Raw genomic sequence first — 16675 nt, 5'->3', positions numbered from 1 at the left:
AAGTCTCCCGCTTTGGTTGCGATCGCAACATCACCCCCGCGGATGGCGGGTGAATGCCATGGTGCCGTCGGCGAGTTTACCCCAGCGCATCATGAGCAGGTCGCGGACGTAATTCTGGTAGAGGCGCCAGGGTTTTTTCGAACCTTGGCGGGGGAACAGTGCAATGGCGCGTTGCACGTAGCCCGAGGTGAAGTCGAGGAATGGTTCTTCGGTGACTGATGGATCGTTACGGAGCGGCGTGCATTTTGTGTAGTTATGGCGCTTCATGTGATTGAGCAGGCGGCAGACGTAGGCTGCGGTCAGGTCCGATTTCAGGGTCCAGGAGGCGTTGGTATAGCCGAACGAGACCGCGAAGTTCGGTACGTTGCTGATCATCATACCTTTGTAGCTCAGCGTTTTTGCAAAATCGACTGTCTTGCCATCAACCATGACGTCGAGTCCGCCGAGAAGTTTCAGTTTCAAGCCGGTGGCAGCGACGATAATATCAGCGGCGAGTGTTGCGCCGGAGCGGAGAGCGATACCGGTGCTGGTGAACCGCTCGATCTGATCGGTGACGATGCTTGCAGCGCCCGATTTCAAAGCGGTGAACAAATCACCGTCGGGCACCAGACAGAGGCGCTGATCCCAGGGCTTGTAGCGTGGCGTAAAATGGGTCGCGACGTCGTAATCCGGCCCAAGCGCCTGGCGCGCGAGGCCGATGATCCCGGCTTTGACGCGTTCGGGCTTGCGGCGGGCGAGGTTGTAGAAAAACATCCCAAGCAGCACGTTCCGCCAGCGCGTGACACCATAGGCAAGCTGGGCGGGCAGGCGCCGGCGCATCCGGTTGGCGAACGCATCTTCGGACGGGCGAGAAACGATATACGTCGGCGAGCGTTGCAGCATCGTCACATGTGCTGCGGTTTTCGCAAGTTCCGGCACCAGCGTCACGGCGGTGGCGCCGCTGCCGATCACCACGATGCGCTTGCCGACATAATCAAGATCAGCCGGCCAGGACTGTGGATGAACGATGCGGCCGCCAAACGAAGCGGCATCCGGAAACGCAGGCAAATGACCGCCGTCATAATCGTAATAGCCGCTGCACATAAACAGAAAATTGCAGGTAAATTCGACCGTCTTGCCATCAGCCTCAGTGGTTGCGGTCACAGTCCACAGCGCGCGTGCACTGTCCCACGCAGCGCTTTTGACATGGTGCCCGAACCGGATGTGCCGATCGACGCCGAATTCCCGCGCCGTCTCGCGCACGTAGTTCAGGATCGCGGGGCCTGGCGCGATCGCTTTGGAGTCGGTCCAGGGACGAAACGAGTACCCCAGCGTATACATATCCGAATCAGATCGAATTCCGGGATAGCGGAACAAATCCCACGTCCCGCCGATCGCATCGCGCCCCTCCAGCACGACGTAGCTGCGCTCCGGCGTCTCGCGCGTCAGATGGCAGGCCGCGCCAATACCGGACAGGCCGCCACCCACCACGACAACATCGAAATGCGCACCGCCTGCCATATGCGGTCAGGTCGTCGCGCGAAACGCTGCGACCGCTTCTGCCGCACCCTGCGCAATGAACCGCGAGTCCGACCCGACCGTGACCAGATCGAAGCCTTTGCCCACCATCATTTTCGCGTACCCCGCCGATCCGGTGTGAATCGCGGCCCGCTTGTTGTGATGTTTCGCGCGCGCCAGGATATGTTCGATCGCCTCCATCATGGTGGGATGCGTCGGGTCGAACTGCGGTGCCATACCGAGTGTCAGCGCCAGATCGTTTGGCCCGATATACACCGCATCGATCCCGGGCACCGCCAGAATATCATCGAGCACGCCGACCGCCCGTTTGGTCTCGATCATCGCAAACCCGGTGACCAGATCGTTCGCCCGTTTGGCGTAATCGGCACCGTATACGAAACCGGCACGAATCGGCCCATAGCTCCGCCCGCCCTGCGGAGCATAGCGCATCGCGTTGGCAAACACCTTTGCGTCCTCGACCGAGTTGATCATCGGGCAGATCACGCCGAGTGCGCCGGCATCGAGCGATTTCATGATGATCCCGGGATCGACCCAAGGCACCCGCACGATCGGCACAACATCCGTCGTGCTGATCGCCGTCAGCATCCGCACCGCGGCACCGTAATCGACCACGCCGTGCTGCAAATCGACGGTCAGGCTATCCCAGCCCTGATGCGCCATGATCTCGCTGGCAAATCCATCAGGAATCGCCAGCCAGCCATTCAACACCGCGCGATTTTCACCCCAGATTTTCGTGAGTGACATGATAATCCCCTTTACCGCATCGTCGGCATGGCGAACTCGGCACCGGCGCGAATACCGGTCGGCCAGCGCGACGTCATGGTTTTGAGCTTGGTATAGAAATGCACACCCTCGCGCCCGTGCATGCCGTGATCGCCAAAGCTCGACCGCTTCCACCCGCCGAACGAATGAAACGCCATCGGCACCGGAATCGGCACGTTGATCCCGACCATGCCGACCTCGATCTGATCGGCAAAACTGCGCGCCGCATCGCCGTCGCGCGTGAAAATCGACGTGCCATTACCGAACTCATGCGCATTGATAATCGAAACCGCATCATCGAACGTCTTTTCCCGCACCACCGACAGCACCGGCCCGAATATTTCCTCGGAATGAATCCGCATGCCCGGGCGCACATGGTCGAACAGGGTCGGCCCGACGAAATACCCGTCCTCATGCCCCTGCAGTTTCAACCCGCGGCCATCGACCACCAGTTTCGCCCCCTCCGCGATACCGATATCGATATATGACCGGACCTTGGCCATATGCTCCTTAGAAACTAACGGCCCCATCTCCGCTTCATGATCGGTCCCCGGCCCGATCTTGAGTGCCCTTGCACCTTTCGCGAGCCGGTCCACTAACGCGTCGGCAATATCACCCACCGCGACGGCAACCGAAATCGCCATGCAGCGCTCTCCGGCGGAGCCATAGGCCGCCCCCATCAGCGCATCGACGGTCTGATCCAAATCCGCGTCCGGCATCACCACCATGTGGTTCTTCGCCCCACCCAGCGCCTGCACCCGCTTGCCATGCGCCGAAGCGGTGGTGAAAATATGCTCGGCGATCGGCGTCGAGCCGACAAAGCTGATCGCGGCAATCCGCTTGTCGGTCAGCAGCGTATCCACCACGTCACGATCACCATTGACCACGCTGAACACGCCCGCGGGCAAGCCGGCTTCTTTCAACAATTCCGCCAGTCGCAGCGCGGCCGAGGGTACTTTCTCAGAAACCTTCAGAATAAAGCAATTGCCGCACGCAATCGCGACCGGAAACATCCACAGCGGCACCATCGCCGGGAAATTGAACGGCGTAATTCCCGCCACCACGCCCAGCGGCGCGCGGATCGTGTAGCTATCGACGTTGGTGCCCACGTTGCGCGAATATTCCCCCTTCAGCACGTCGGGAATGCCGCAGGCGAATTCCACCACCTCCATGCCGCGGACCACCTCGCCCGCCGCATCCGACAGCACCTTGCCGTGCTCGTTGGTGATCAGCGCGGCCAACTCGCCCTTGTGCGTCTCGATCAGTTCCTTGAACTTGAACATCACCCGCGCGCGCCGCAGCGGCGGGGTAGCCGCCCAGGCCGGAAACGCAGCGACAGCGCCGGCAATCGCGCGCTCGACCTCAGCAGGCGTCGCCACCGCGACCACGCCGGTTTGCGTCCCCAGGGCTGGGTCGAACACCGGCAGGTGCCGTGTTCCCTCGCCATCAATATGTTGATTGTCGATGAAATGACCGCGCGATTTCATGGCGTACCCTCAATATTTCCTGCGCACATATTGTCGCCCCGACCGCCCCAGGGCAACCCCCGCCACGGCGCGCTTGCATTGCGCGCCACGCCGCGCGATTTTGCGCCCAACTTGAACCACGCGGGGGCATCATGGTGCAAAGCAGCAATTATCGGATCGACGGCAAACGCCTTTGGGACACTTTGATGGCAATGGCGACGATCGGTGCCACGCCGAAAGGCGGCGTCAACCGCGTCACCCTCACCGAGGTCGATCGCAGCGGCCGCGCCCAGTTTGCCCTTTGGTGCAAACAGGCCGGCCTCACCCTCCGGTCCGACAGCATGGGCAACATGTTCGCCCGCCGCCCCGGGCGTGACAATTCACGCCCGCCCGTCCTATTCGGCAGCCATCTCGACAGCCAACCGACAGGCGGCAAGTTCGACGGCGCGCTCGGCGTCATCGCCGGGCTCGAAGTGATGCGCACGCTCGACGATCTCGGCATCGTCACTGAAGCCCCGGTCGAACTGATCAACTGGACCGACGAGGAAGGATCGCGCTTCGGCCGCGCCATGATGGGCAGCGCCGTCTGGGCCGGCGTCCATCCCGAAGCCACCATCAAATCCCTGCGCGATGCCGAAGGCATCACAGTCGCCGAAGCGCTCACCGCCATCGGTGCCGAAGGCGCGGAACCAGCCACGCACACGCCGGCCGATTCCTATTTTGAACTGCACATAGAACAAGGGCCCATCCTCGAGCGCGAGGCCAAAACCATCGGCATCGTCACAGGCGCACAAGCACAGGTCTGGTTCGACGCCACACTGACCGGCCAGGATTCCCACGCCGGCACCACCCCGCCCGACGCCAGGCGCGATGCGCTCGCAGGCGCCGCCGAAATCATTCTGCTGGTCGAACGCATCATGCGCGCGCAGGGCAATGCCGGACGCGGCACGGTCGGCCGCCTGACCGTACACCCCAATTCGCCCAATGTCGTCCCTGGTGAAATCCGCTTCGGCTGCGAATTCCGCCATCCGGACGATGCGGTGATCGCCACCATCGTCGATGATTTCCCGAAGCGGGCGGCCGATCTTGCCGCCGCCCGCGGCCTCGCGCTCCGCATCACCCCGGTGTTCCGCGTTGCCGCCACCCCGTTCGATGCAGACTGCATCGATCTGGTCCGCCAGGCCTGCGCCCGCCTTGGCTACCCCGCCCGCGAAATGGTCTCCGGCGCCGGGCACGATGCCGTACACGTTGCCACCGTCATCCCCACCGCCATGATCTTCACCCCGTGCAAGGACGGTCTCTCCCACAACGAAGCGGAATCGATCACGCCGGACGAAGCGGAAGCCGGCACCCAGATCCTGCTTGACGTGGTGCTCGCGCGTGCCAATCGTATGGGTTGAACCGGCAGCGCAGCGCGCAGCCCCTTTCGGAGAACCCCAATGAGCCAACACCCCGCATTCACCGCCGGTCGCGGCGCCATCATCACGGGCGGCGCCAGCGGCATCGGCCTCGCCACCGCGCAACATTGCGCCGCAAATGGCATGAGCCTGTTCCTTGCGGATATCGACCAAACCGCGCTCGAATCTGCCCGCGCCGCCATCCTCACCGACCATCCAGGCACCACGATCGAAAACATCGTCACCGATGTCGGAAACCGTGCCGACGTCCAGCGTCTGCACGACATCGCCGCGCGATCCGGCCCGATCGGCCTGCTGATGAACAATGCCGGCGTCGAAGGTGGTGGCGGCCTCACCGCCGATGCCGCCCGCTGGCACAGCATCATCGACACCAATCTATGGGGCGTCATCAACGGCGTGCAGGTTTTCATGCCGACCTTGATGGCGCAAGGCATCCCTGCCGCGATCATCAATACGGGATCGAAACAGGGCATCACCATGCCGCCCGGCGATACCGCCTACAATGTCTCCAAGGCCGGCATCAAAGCCGTCACCGAAGCCCTGGCGCACGATCTGCGCGAAGCCGGATCACCGGTCACCGCCCATCTCCTGATCCCCGGCTTCACCTTCACCGGCTTCACCAAAAAACGCGTCGCCGAAAAACCCGATGCCGCATGGACACCGGAACAAGTGGTCGCCTTCATGGCCGAACGCCTCGCGCAGGGCGATTTTTACATCCTTTGCCCGGACAACGCGGTAACTCAAGCCATCGACCACAAGCGCATCGACTGGGCCGCCGGCGACATCATCCACAACCGCCCGGCACTCTCGCGCTGGCACCCGGATTACCAAGCCGCCTTCGAGGTCTTCGTCAAATCGTAGCAACCGCCGCACTTCCCCCCCCGCCAGGTGCCCGCCTATACTGTGCCAGACGTCGCATAGGCGCGGGGTCGGCAACGGAGATGTCATGTTCAGCTCAATCAGCCGCACCATCACCGGCATCGCCTTGGCCACAAGCCTCACAATCACCGGCGCCGCCTACGCGAACCCTTCGATGCTGAAAACATTCCAGTTCGACCACCCCATCTTCCAGCACCCGCACCCTTTCGCCACCAGCCACATGGTCATCCAGATCAGCGGGAACGATCCGGCAATCTGGTCGCTCGCCCTGAACAACGCCGAAAACGCGCTGAAACTGCTGGGAAATGACCAGACACAGATCGTCCTGGTAGCCTTCGGCCCCGGTCTGCACATGCTGCTGGCGAACTCACCGGTCGCCGACCGGATCAACGCGCTCAATAAGTCTGGGGTCGAGTTCGATGCCTGCAACAACACGCTCCAAGCCATGGCCCGCGCACTCGGCCACGTTCCCAAACTGGTGCCGCAGGCCATGATCGTGCCCGCCGGAATCGTGCGGATCGTGCAGCTTGAGTCGCATGGATTCAGCTATATCAAGCCGTAAAAAGGCAGTACAAAAAGAATCTTCTTTTTTGTGAAAAAAAGAATCAAAAAAACTTTGTTAATTTGGTCTGTATCGGTGAAAACACTCGCGCCTGGATTAATAAAAAAGTTTTTTGCTTCTTTTTAACAAAAAAGAAGCGCTTTTCTTACTTTCTTGTTCTCATAGCCCCCAACGCCGCACGAAAAAACCCAGGACCGCCGAAATTGCCCGATTTCAGCGCGAACAGCATCATCTCACCGCCCAGGCTGCGCAGCAGCGGCACCCCCGGCGCAATCTCGCCGCCGATTTCAAACGCCGTCACTCCAAGCCGATCGATCACCGCACCCGAGGTTTCACCCCCCGCAACAATCAACCGCCGAACCCCGAGCCCAACCAGGCCCGCCGCCAATTCCGCCAGCGCCGCCTCAATCCGCGCGCCCGCACCAGCGCCATGCACCGATTGCAACCGGCCGACCACAGCAGGCGTCGCGCTGCTCCCAAGCAGCACCGGCCCATCCGCCAGGCGCTCCGCGGCCCACGCCAGCATCCCAGCCGCATACCCCGCATCACCCAGCAGCCGATCGATATCGAGCCGTGCCACCGGCAAAGTGCCCTCCACCGCATCGATCTGTTCCAACGTCGCGGCCGAACAACTGCCGGCAATGATCGCGGCGTGACCGTCAACATCAGGCCAGGCCGGCACCGCAGCCGCCTGCCCCGCACCCACCGCTGCCCGTGCCAGTCCCAATCCCAGGCCAGACGCCCCGGTCGAAAGCCTCATCGCAAACGCCGCTTCACCCAAAGACACCAGATTCCGTTCCGCTACAGCATCGACAATTGCACTCCGGACGCCGATGTCGCCCAACGCCGCCAGTCGCGCAGTAATCGCCGCCGCGCCGCGCTCGACGCAGTCGAGCGCAACCAACCCGACAGCCTGCGCCGACTGCCGCGCCAGCACCCGCACCAAATCGGAATCCCGCATCGGGTTCAGCGGGTGATCCTTCAACGGACTTTCGTGCAGCGGCCGCGAGCCCACGAACAAATGCCCCTGAAACACGGTGCGCCCGGTTTCGGGAAACGCCGGCGTCACCGGAACCACCGATGCATCCAGCGCCGCCGCCAGCGCTTCGGTCACCGGCCCGATATTGCCGGCATCCGTCGAATCGAAGGTCGAGCAGACCTTGAACATGATATGCCCAGCGCCCTCGCCCCGTAGCCAGGCCAGCGCTCCCAGCGACCGTGCCACTGCATCCGCCGCCGGCACCGAGCGCGTCTTGAGTGCGACCACCACGGCATCGACTTCACCCAACGCCAACCCCGCCTCCGGCACGCCGATCGTCTGGATCGTGCGCAGCCCCTGCCGCGTCAGCGTGTTCGCCAGATCGGACGCACCGGTATAATCATCGGCAATGCAACCCAGCTTCAGGCTCACCGCTGCAGACTTTCGAACCAGCCGAGTCCCTCGCGCGTCGCCCCACGCGGCCGGTATTCGCAACCGACGATGCCGGCATAGCCCAGCCGGTCTAGTTCATCGAACAAGAACGGGTAATTCACCTCCTCGCCATCCGGTTCGTTGCGCGAAGGCACGCTGGCAACCTGCACATGGCCGATCATCTTGATATGGTTGCGTAACCGCATCGTGATGTCGCCGTGAATGATCTGGCAGTGATACATATCGAACTGCAAACGCACATTGCCGATCCCAAGCTCAGCGATCATCGCCGCCGCCGCATCGATATCATTGAGAAAATACCCGGGCATATCACGCGCATTGATCGGCTCCAGCAACAGATCGATTCCATGCGCGGCGAGCGTCTCCGCCGTCCGCACCACCGCATCCCGATAGCGCGCCATCGCCGCCGGATCGTGCCGGTCACCGATGCCGGCCATCAGATGCAGCCGCGTCACCCCGGTCGCCGCCGCATACTCAAGCGCCCGCGCGGTCCCATCGACCATTTCATCGATACGTCCCGTCAACGATGCCAGCCCCCGCTCGCCCGACGCCCAATTGCCCGGCGGCAGATTGAACAGCGCCTGCGTCAGCCCGTGCTGCGCGAGGCGCGTGCCGATCGCCTCGGGCGGGTGCTCATACGGAAACAGGAACTCCACAGCATCAAACCCCGCATCGGCCGCCGCAGCGAACCGATCGAGAAATGCATGCTCAGTAAACATCATCGTCAAATTCGCCGCAAACCGAACCATATCTGTAATCCCATAATAGAAGTTTTTTGGTTCTTTTTTACAAAAAAGAACGACGGACTTACTGCCCCTCCGGCAACTGCACCCCGGAAATCATCGCAAACAACCGCGCCACCGAAGCATCATCATCCCGCCCCATCCCCGCCGCCGCCGTCATCAGAAACAACTGCAACGCCGACCCCGCCATCGGCACCGCAAGCGGCGCTGTCCGCGCCATGTCGAGCACGATTCCCAGATCCTTGGTAAAAATATTGACCGCACTACGCGGCGCATAATCCGCGTCCAGAATATGCGGCACCCGGTTCTCGAACATCCAGCTATTGCCGGCCGAACCGGTGATCACCTCATAGAGTTTCCGCAAATCCAGCCCGAGTGAAGCGCCGAACGCCACCGCCTCGCACGCCGCCGCAATATGCACCCCGGCCAGCAACTGGTTGACCATCTTGAAGCCTGCGCCAATGCCCGGCGCATCGCCAAGCTCATGCAGCGTCGCCGCGAGCGCCCCCAACACCGGTCGCGCCCGCTCGAACGCCGCCGCACTGCCGGAGGCCAGAACCGTCAGCTTGCCTTCCGCCGCCCGCGCCGCGCCGCCACTGATCGGCGCATCCAGATAATGCAGCCCCTGCCCTTCCAACCGCGCCGCCAGAGCCCGCACCACATCCGGCGCCATCGTCGCACAGGAGATGAACACCGAACCCGGCGCCATCGCGGCAGCACAACCATCCGCGCCAAACAGGATCGCCTCGGTCTGCGCCGCATTCACCACCACGCACACAACCGCATCCGCACCCACAGCGGCGGCCGCCGGCGTTGCCGCCACATACCCACCGGCGTCGGCAAGGCGCTGCGCATTCGCCGCAACCACATCGTAGCCGGCCACATCGAACCCCGCACGTACCAGCGATACCGCCATGCCGAAACCCATCGAACCTAGGCCGATTACGGCGATGCGGGGCGTAGTCATGGGGTGAACTCCAAATCAAAAAGGAAAGAAGACAGTTCTTTTTTGAAAAAAAGAACCAAAAAACTTTTATTCATTTCGATCATGTGCTGCTGCGGGCTTCGAGCACGAAACCTACGTCGATGCGGCGTTGCACGGGCGGGGTGCCGTTGATCCGGGATAGCAGCATGGTCGCCGCCTGCTTGCCGATTTCTTTTCGCGGCGAAGTAATCGTGGTCAGCGCCGGCGTCACCAACGCGCTCATCGGCAAGCCATTGAACCCCGCAACCGCAACCCGCCCCGGCACCGCAATGCCATCGCGCTGCGCCCGCAAAACCGCCCCCACCGCCATCTCGTCATTAGCAAAGAACAGCGCATCGACCTGCGGATCCGCCGCCAAAACATCGGCCAGCGCATGCCACCCAACCTCCTGCCCTGGTCCCCATGGATACTCAAACAAAATATCGCTTGCCCCACCGACCTCGGCAATATGCCGGCGCATGCCTTCATAACGCTGTCGTGCCCGATAATCATCGCGCATCCGCGTGCCGACGAACCCAATCCGCCGATACCCGCGCTCGAGCAGATGCGCCGCCATCACCGCGCCGGCTCGCACGTGCGACAAGCCAACATTCATGTCGATGCAGCGCGCGCCATATTCCATGAACTCGACCACCGGCACATCGGCGTTCTTTAACAGCGTCGCCGTGCGCGGCAGATGCCGTAATCCCGCGAGCAAAACACCTGGCGGCGCCCAACCCAACAAGGTGGAAGCCAGTGCCGCCTCACGATCCAGATCATAATCGGTGCTGCCCAGCAGCATCTGATAGCCTGCCGCCTCGATCGTCTCCTGAATCCCTTCGATCACCTCGACGAACACGACGTTCGACAATGACGGCACGATCACCGGAATCACCCGTGTCTTGGCCGAGGCCAGCGCACCCGCCATCCGGTTGGGCACATAGCCCAAAGCCTCGACCGTCGCGTTGATCCGCCCGCGCAAAACCTCCGAAACCGTCTCAGGCGTATTCAGCGCGCGGGATACCGTGATCGGTGAAACACCGGCCGCCGCCGCCACGTCGCTCAGCGTCACGGCAGTACGGCGGCCGCGCCGCGGTTCGCGCGGGCGCAACGAGGCGGACGATGGGTCCATAACCGGCGCGTCTCTCCAAACTGTCCCGCGATTGAACGCGGCTGTTTCAATTAACATCGAGTATCGCGAAGTTTTGTTCGCCGCGCAAGATGGTAGCGCTGTCAGATTTTGGTTGCGCTACCAAAAATCCCCGCCTATATCGGTCTCAGCCGGGCAGCCGATTATAACCGCACCGCGCAAAGGGAAACGAAACGTGCTCGCAACGTCACCGCCAACGCTCGCGTTCGGTCAAGATCAGGCGCCCGATCAGGCGTTTGCCCCGCGCAGCGGTCGGCTCAGCGCCCTCGCAATCGACAAGAGCTTCCTCGCGAACCGCGTGCTCAAGCGCGTCAGCCTCAGCCTCTCACCCGGCGAGGTCCATACGCTGATGGGCGAAAACGGCGCCGGCAAATCCACCTTGTTCCGCGTCCTCGCCGGCATCCACCGCCCCGACGCCGGCACCATCACGCTCGATGCCGCACCGCTCGACCTGCGCAACCCGCACGCCGCCCAAGCCCAGGGCATCTACCTGGTCCCGCAGGAACCCGCCTTGATGGGGGAACTCAGCGTCGCGGAAAACATGTATCTCGGCATGCTGCCCACCCATGGTATTCCCGCCCGGATCAACTGGCGCAGCATCCGCACCAGCGCGCAGACGGCGCTGCACACGCTCGGCCTCGATATCGATGTGCGCGACGATGCCCGCCACCTCAGCATCGCCCAGCAGCAACTGGTCGAATGCGCCAAGGCCCTGCTGCGCGGCTGCCGCATTATTCTGTTCGACGAACCGACCTCGCCGCTCACCTCACGCGAAGTTGGTTTCCTGTTCGGCATCATCCGCCGCCTGCGCGACGATGGTTATACGCTCGGTTTCATCAGCCACCGGATGGACGAGGTGATGGACATCAGCGACCGCATTAGCGTGCTGCGCGACGGTGCGGTGACCGACGAGGTCGATCGCACCGGCTTCGACCGCGCGCGCCTGGTCAGCGCCATGGTCGGCCGCAGCCTCAGCTTCGACCGCAAGCGCATCCACCGTGCTGGCGTCGGCACCCCCGCCCTCACCGTGCGCGGCCTGACCCACCCCACCGCCTTCCGCGCCATCGACCTCGATGTTCATCCCGGTGAAATCGTCGGCTTCGCCGGGCTGATCGGCGCCGGGCGCACCGAAATCGCCGAGGCGATCTGCGGCCTGCGCGAAAAATCCGCAGGCACTGTCATGCTGAACGGGCAGGACATCACCACCGCCTCGATCCCGCACATCATCGAAGCGGGCTTGGTCTATGTTCCCGAAGATCGTGCCCGCCACGGTGCGATCCTGCCGATGTCGATCCGCGACAATGCCACCGCCGGGCAGATCACCAGGCTGCAGCGCGGCGTCGGCCTGCTCGACCGCGTGCGCGAAGCCGAGATTGCCAAGCAGACCATCGCGCGGTTTCGGGTTCGCGCGCGCGGACCGGCACAGCCGATGCGCGAACTCTCCGGCGGCAATCAGCAGAAAATCGTGTTCGGCAAATGGATGAGCACCAACCCCTCGGTCGCCATCCTCGATGAACCGACCCGCGGCGTCGATGTCGGCGCCAAGGAAGACATCTATCGCCTGATCGAGGAATTGTCCGATGCGGGCATGGCGATCATTGTGATTTCGTCGGAACTTGAGGAGTTGATCGCTTTGTGCGACCGAATCGTCGCGATCTATGCCGGGCGGATCACCGCCGAATTGCGCGGCGCCGAGATCACCGCCGCCAGCGTCGGCGCCGCTTTCCTCGGCGCGGGGAGCCCGCCGGCATGAGCACCACGACGCTCGATGCCGCACCACGCAAGCGCAAACCACGGCGCGAGGTGCGCGAGATTACGCTGCTGGTCGTTACCATCGCCATCGTGCTCGGCGTCGGGCTGATCAAACCGCAGTTCATGCGCTACGACAACCTCGAGTTCATGGTGCTCAGCGCCGTCGTGCTCGGCCTGATCGCGATCGGCCAGACCTTTGTGATCATGACCAGCGGGATCGATCTTTCGGTCTCGGCCGTGATGGGTCTGAGCGCCGTGGTGTTCGGCCTTGCTTCCACCACCATTCATCTGCCGCTCGCCGCCGCGTTGCCGCTCTGCCTGATCCTGGGCGCCGTACTCGGCAGTTTCAACGGCCTGCTGGTCGCCTGGGTGCGTATCCCGCCGATCATTGCGACGCTCGGCACCTACAGCCTGTTCGGCGGCCTGACCTTCATCGTCTCCAACGGCACCCAGGTCGATCAGGTTTCCAACCAGTTCGCCGCGTTCGGCAACGCCAACCTGATCCCCGGCCTGCCGATCCCGACGCCGGTGCTCGCCCTTGCTGGCGTGGCTTTGTTCGCCTGGTTCGTGCTGAACCACATGGTGTTCGGCCGCAACATTCTCGCGGTCGGCAACAACGCTGTCGCTGCCTATAACGCCGGCATTCCGGTCAAGCGCACGCTGCTGTTCGTCTACATGATCGCGGGTGCCCTCGCCTCGTTCGGGGGTCTGGTCTTCGTCGCCTACACCGGCTCCGCCACCGCCACCACCGGCACCGGTGACCATGTCGAGTTGCAATCCATCGCGATTGCGCTGATCGGCGGCACGCTGATCAGTGGCGGTCGCGGCAATCTCGCGGGCACTGTGATCGGCAGTATTTTTCTCAGCGTCGTGATCACCGCGCTGGTGTTCCTGCACGTGCCTGCCATCTGGTATTCCGCAGGCGAGGGCTTGATGATCGTCGCCGCCGTCACCCTCGGCGCCCGGCGCGGAGGTGCAGGATGAACCGGTTTTTGCCACGCGAAGCGTGGGACCGCACCCTCGCCATCATCCTGCTCGTCCTGCTTCTGGCCTTCTGCACGTTGATCCCCGGGTTCTACGCCGGTTTCGGTGGCACCCTTGCGATCACCGAGCAATTCCTGCCGTTCGGCTTCGTCGCCATCGGGCTTGCGGTGGTTATTCTCACCGGCGGGATCGATCTTTCGGTCGGCGCGATCGCGAGCCTGAGTGCCGTGATCATGGCGATCCTGACCAAATCGGCCGGGCTCGACATCTGGCTCGCCAGCCTGATCGCGCTGATCATCGGGGCTGGTCTCGGCTGGCTCAACGGCATCGTGATCACGCGCCTGCGGATCGAACCGCTGATCGCAACGCTTGCCACCAGCTTCATCTATTCCAGCGTCGCGACCGCGCTGGCCGGCGCCTCGCCGCCCTACGGGTTCGGCAAGCCCTTCGCCGTGCTCGGCAGCGGCACCATCGAGGGCATCCTGCCGGTGCAGCTTTTGATGTTCATCGTGATCGCCGTCGGATTTTCGATCCTGATCACCCGCACCGGCTTTGGTCGGCGCATCATCATGGTCGGCTACAACCGCGATGCCGCGCATTACGCCGGCGTCGCAGTGCCGGATCTGCTGCGCAAAGTCTATGGCATCAGCGGCTTCATGGCCGCCTTCGCCGGCATTGTGCTCGCTTCCTATTACGATGCGGTGCGGCCGGACATGGGCAATATTCTGCTGCTCACCGCCATCACCATGGTCGTGCTCGGTGGCGTCAGCATTTTTGGTGGCGAGGGCGGTATTCTCGGTGTCGCCCTCGGCGTGCTGATCCTTGGCGTGCTGCGCCAGGGCATGCTGATCGCCGGGTTTTCCGACATGGTCACCACCATGCTGACCGGCGGCATACTCCTGGTTTCGATCGCCGCGAAAAACCTGCTGTCCGATCGCGGCTTCGGCTACGGCGCGCTCCTGCTGCGCCTGATCAATTCCCGCAAACAGGAGGCCGCGCCGCCGAACACCTGAACAAACCATCAATCTGAACCAAAAACAGCATCAGCGGAGACTTTCCATGAAATCCATCACCAAAACCCTGCTTCTCGCCTCGGCCCTTTGCAGCCTCGCCGGCATCGCCCCCGCGCACGCCCAGGGCAAGCGCATTAAGGTCGCCATGGTACCCAAGCTCATCGGCCTTTCGGTGTTCAAGGCGAACGAAAAAGGCGCCATCGCTGCCGCTAAAAAACTCAACATCCAGTTCCTCTACACCGGTCCGGTCACCGCCTCCGCACAGGGCCAGGTCGATATCATCAACAGCCTGATCGCCCGCCGCTTCAACGTCATCACCATCACCTCGAACAACCCGACCCAGCCGGCCCCCGCCCTCGAACGCGCGATGAAACAGGGCATCAAAGTGGTCAGCTACGATTCCGATGTCGCCCCCGATGCGCGGGACTTCTTCATCCAGAACACCTCCTACCCCGCAATGGGCAAGGCGATGGTCGACTCGGTTGAAAAATATGCAGGGCCGGACGCCAAAGTCGCCATCCTGTCCTCGACCCCGGATGCCGCGATCCAGAACGCCTGGCTCGGCGCGGTCAAAACCTACATGACCGCGAATTTTCCGAAAATGACTGTGGTGACCACGCAATATGGTGAATCCAGCCCCTCGAAATCGCTTTCGGCCGGGCTCAACATCCTGCAGGCCTATCCGGATGTCACCGCGATCATCGCGCCCGACGGTGCCGCCGAAGTCGGTGCTGCCGCCGCGGTGAAAAAACTAGGCCGGACCGGCAAGGTTTTCGTCACCGGCGCGAGCGACCCCGACTCGATCCGCCAATACGTCAAGGACGGCATCATCAAGGCAAGCCCGCTGTGGGATGAAGTCAAGGAAGGCGAATTGGTCATGAACGTCTCCCGCCTCGCCGCCGATGACAAGCTTAAAGCCAACGACACCTTCACCGTCGCCGGGCTTGGCACCTACACCGTGAAGGACAAAGTCATCGTCTTCAGCAAGCCGCTGGTGTTCACCGCGGCCAATATCGACCAGTACCACTTCTGACCCTGACGCCGGCGGCCCAGCCGCCGGCGACTTTCCCTCGATACGGAGTCTCCCTCATGAAAAAAATCATCTTCACCGGCGGCACCGGCAAAGCCGGCAAGCACGCCGTCGCCCATCTGGTCGAGCACGGCTACCGCGTGCTCAACCTCGACACCAAGCCGCTCGACAATCCCAAAGTCCGCACCCTGATCACCGACATCACTGATTCCGGCCAGGTCTTCAACGCCCTGTCCAGCTATACCGGCCTACACGAGTTCGACCCGTCGCTCCGCCCGGAACCGATCGATGCGGTGGTCCATTTCGCCGCCATCCCGCGCATCATGATCACGCCGGACAACGAGGTGTTCCGCATCAACACCATGGGCACCTACAACGTGATTGAAGCGGCGGTGAAGCTCGGCATTAAAAAAGTCATCATCGCCTCGAGCGAGACCACCTATGGTCTCGTGTTCGCCAACGAACCGCGCAACCCCGAATATTTCCCGCTCGACGAGGAATACCCAGTCGACCCGATGGACAGCTACGCGCTGTCGAAAATCTGCAACGAACGCACCGCCCGCGCCTTTGCCCTGCGCTCGGGCATCGACATCTACGCGATCCGCATCGGCAACGTGATTGAGCCGCATGAATACGCCCAGTTCCCGCAATTCTTCGCCGATCCGGGTTTTCGCAAGCGCATCGCCTGGAGCTATATCGACGCGCGTGATCTCGGCGAGATTTGCCGCCTCGCGATCGAAAAGGACGGGCTCGGCTATCAGGTGTTCAACGCCGCCAGCGGCGATACCTCGTCGGACCTGCCCACTGCCGAACTGCTCAGCCGCTTCTACCCCGGCGTCCCTGTCCACGGCGAACTATCGAAATATGAAACCCTGCTCTCAAACAAAAAAACCCGCGAAGTCCTGGGCTTCAAACAAGCCCACCACTGGCGCGACTACGTCAACTGACAAAAGTTTTTTGGTCCTTTTTTTCAAAAAAGGACTACTTCCTTTCTTCTTTCTA

The 16675-nt window shown here is 62.5% G+C and carries 15 protein-coding genes; 8 read left to right on the top strand and 7 right to left on the bottom strand.

From position 1 onward, the window contains the following. Positions 1 to 30: 30 nt before the first annotated feature. From BW994_RS04340 to BW994_RS04330, 3 genes are read right to left on the bottom strand one after another with little or no spacing between them, the layout of a single operon-like run. Positions 31 to 1500, bottom strand: coding sequence for a flavin-containing monooxygenase (locus BW994_RS04340; protein ID WP_029310460.1), 1470 nt, complete (start codon positions 1498 to 1500; stop codon positions 31 to 33). Between the two features lie 6 nt (positions 1501 to 1506). Beyond that, positions 1507 to 2262, bottom strand: a complete 756-nt coding sequence (locus tag BW994_RS04335; RefSeq protein WP_029310459.1) for an HpcH/HpaI aldolase family protein — start codon at positions 2260 to 2262, stop codon at positions 1507 to 1509. Between the two features lie 11 nt (positions 2263 to 2273). After that, complete coding sequence (locus BW994_RS04330) at positions 2274 to 3767, bottom strand: CoA-acylating methylmalonate-semialdehyde dehydrogenase (RefSeq protein WP_029310458.1); 1494 nt, start codon at positions 3765 to 3767, stop codon at positions 2274 to 2276. Positions 3768 to 3898: 131 nt separating this feature from the next. Between BW994_RS04330 and BW994_RS04325 the strand changes: the two genes are divergently transcribed. The 3 genes from BW994_RS04325 to BW994_RS04315 all read left to right on the top strand — a co-directional run bounded on the left by BW994_RS04325 (position 3899) and on the right by BW994_RS04315 (position 6605). Further along, positions 3899 to 5146 carry a Zn-dependent hydrolase gene (locus tag BW994_RS04325; protein ID WP_029310457.1) on the top strand — a complete coding sequence of 416 codons (1248 nt, stop codon included), beginning with the start codon at positions 3899 to 3901 and terminating at the stop codon, positions 5144 to 5146. Between the two features lie 39 nt (positions 5147 to 5185). Beyond that, positions 5186 to 6025, top strand: a complete 840-nt coding sequence (locus tag BW994_RS04320) for an SDR family NAD(P)-dependent oxidoreductase (protein WP_029310456.1) — start codon at positions 5186 to 5188, stop codon at positions 6023 to 6025. 85 nt (positions 6026 to 6110) lie between these two features. Next, positions 6111 to 6605 carry a DsrE family protein gene (locus tag BW994_RS04315; RefSeq protein ID WP_029310455.1) on the top strand — a complete coding sequence of 165 codons (495 nt, stop codon included), beginning with the start codon at positions 6111 to 6113 and terminating at the stop codon, positions 6603 to 6605. Positions 6606 to 6750: 145 nt separating this feature from the next. On the opposite strand, the gene otnK is transcribed toward BW994_RS04315, so the two are convergent. The 4 genes from otnK to BW994_RS04295 all read right to left on the bottom strand — a co-directional run bounded on the left by otnK (position 6751) and on the right by BW994_RS04295 (position 10876). Beyond that, positions 6751 to 8016, bottom strand: a complete 1266-nt coding sequence (gene otnK, locus BW994_RS04310) for a 3-oxo-tetronate kinase (protein ID WP_029310454.1) — start codon at positions 8014 to 8016, stop codon at positions 6751 to 6753. Then, the gene (gene otnI, locus BW994_RS04305) at positions 8013 to 8786 is read right to left on the bottom strand and encodes a 2-oxo-tetronate isomerase (protein ID WP_029310453.1); all 774 of its coding nucleotides are present in this window, start codon (positions 8784 to 8786) and stop codon (positions 8013 to 8015) included. The genes otnK and otnI overlap by 4 nt, the downstream gene beginning before the upstream one ends. 58 nt (positions 8787 to 8844) lie before the next feature. Further along, on the bottom strand, positions 8845 to 9747 hold the full coding sequence (gene ltnD, locus BW994_RS04300) for an L-threonate dehydrogenase (RefSeq protein WP_029310452.1): 903 nt from the start codon (positions 9745 to 9747) through the stop codon (positions 8845 to 8847). 79 nt (positions 9748 to 9826) lie between these two features. After that, a complete protein-coding gene (locus tag BW994_RS04295) occupies positions 9827 to 10876 on the bottom strand; it encodes a LacI family DNA-binding transcriptional regulator (RefSeq protein WP_029310451.1) in 1050 nt (349 codons plus the stop codon). 193 nt (positions 10877 to 11069) lie between these two features. On the opposite strand from BW994_RS04295, the gene BW994_RS04290 reads away from it, so the two are divergent. From BW994_RS04290 to BW994_RS04270, 5 genes are read left to right on the top strand one after another with little or no spacing between them, the layout of a single operon-like run. Continuing rightward, positions 11070 to 12647: a sugar ABC transporter ATP-binding protein gene (locus tag BW994_RS04290; RefSeq protein ID WP_051657111.1), complete on the top strand. Its 1578-nt coding sequence runs from the start codon at positions 11070 to 11072 to the stop codon at positions 12645 to 12647. Continuing rightward, complete coding sequence (locus BW994_RS04285) at positions 12644 to 13630, top strand: ABC transporter permease (protein WP_051657110.1); 987 nt, start codon at positions 12644 to 12646, stop codon at positions 13628 to 13630. Before BW994_RS04290 ends, BW994_RS04285 begins: the two co-directional genes overlap by 4 nt. Next, positions 13627 to 14643, top strand: coding sequence for an ABC transporter permease (locus BW994_RS04280; protein WP_051657109.1), 1017 nt, complete (start codon positions 13627 to 13629; stop codon positions 14641 to 14643). The genes BW994_RS04285 and BW994_RS04280 overlap by 4 nt, the downstream gene beginning before the upstream one ends. A 46-nt stretch (positions 14644 to 14689) precedes the next feature. Beyond that, positions 14690 to 15676, top strand: a complete 987-nt coding sequence (locus tag BW994_RS04275; RefSeq protein WP_029310447.1) for a substrate-binding domain-containing protein — start codon at positions 14690 to 14692, stop codon at positions 15674 to 15676. Between the two features lie 56 nt (positions 15677 to 15732). Then, positions 15733 to 16620, top strand: coding sequence for an NAD-dependent epimerase/dehydratase family protein (locus tag BW994_RS04270; protein WP_029310446.1), 888 nt, complete (start codon positions 15733 to 15735; stop codon positions 16618 to 16620). Positions 16621 to 16675 lie beyond the last annotated feature (55 nt).

Origin of the sequence: Acidiphilium rubrum (genome assembly GCF_900156265.1) — a bacterium.
Classification (GTDB): domain Bacteria; phylum Pseudomonadota; class Alphaproteobacteria; order Acetobacterales; family Acetobacteraceae; genus Acidiphilium; species Acidiphilium rubrum.
The sequence above is the reverse complement of the archived record's forward strand: the minus strand, read 5'-3'. Positions and strand labels throughout refer to the sequence as shown.

What these genes read in the sequence shown, in the direction of transcription:
- BW994_RS04340 (WP_029310460.1), bottom strand. Translation starts at nt 1,500, where the DNA reads ATGGCAGGCGGTGCGCATTTCGATGTTGTCGTGGTGGGTGGCGGCCTG.
- BW994_RS04335 (WP_029310459.1), bottom strand. Translation starts at nt 2,262, where the DNA reads ATGTCACTCACGAAAATCTGGGGTGAAAATCGCGCGGTGTTGAATGGC.
- BW994_RS04330 (WP_029310458.1), bottom strand. Translation starts at nt 3,767, where the DNA reads ATGAAATCGCGCGGTCATTTCATCGACAATCAACATATTGATGGCGAG.
- BW994_RS04325 (WP_029310457.1), top strand. Translation starts at nt 3,899, where the DNA reads ATGGTGCAAAGCAGCAATTATCGGATCGACGGCAAACGCCTTTGGGAC.
- BW994_RS04320 (WP_029310456.1), top strand. Translation starts at nt 5,186, where the DNA reads ATGAGCCAACACCCCGCATTCACCGCCGGTCGCGGCGCCATCATCACG.
- BW994_RS04315 (WP_029310455.1), top strand. Translation starts at nt 6,111, where the DNA reads ATGTTCAGCTCAATCAGCCGCACCATCACCGGCATCGCCTTGGCCACA.
- otnI (WP_029310453.1), bottom strand. Translation starts at nt 8,786, where the DNA reads ATGGTTCGGTTTGCGGCGAATTTGACGATGATGTTTACTGAGCATGCA.
- ltnD (WP_029310452.1), bottom strand. Translation starts at nt 9,747, where the DNA reads ATGACTACGCCCCGCATCGCCGTAATCGGCCTAGGTTCGATGGGTTTC.
- BW994_RS04295 (WP_029310451.1), bottom strand. Translation starts at nt 10,876, where the DNA reads ATGGACCCATCGTCCGCCTCGTTGCGCCCGCGCGAACCGCGGCGCGGC.
- BW994_RS04285 (WP_051657110.1), top strand. Translation starts at nt 12,644, where the DNA reads ATGAGCACCACGACGCTCGATGCCGCACCACGCAAGCGCAAACCACGG.
- BW994_RS04280 (WP_051657109.1), top strand. Translation starts at nt 13,627, where the DNA reads ATGAACCGGTTTTTGCCACGCGAAGCGTGGGACCGCACCCTCGCCATC.
- BW994_RS04275 (WP_029310447.1), top strand. Translation starts at nt 14,690, where the DNA reads ATGAAATCCATCACCAAAACCCTGCTTCTCGCCTCGGCCCTTTGCAGC.
- BW994_RS04270 (WP_029310446.1), top strand. Translation starts at nt 15,733, where the DNA reads ATGAAAAAAATCATCTTCACCGGCGGCACCGGCAAAGCCGGCAAGCAC.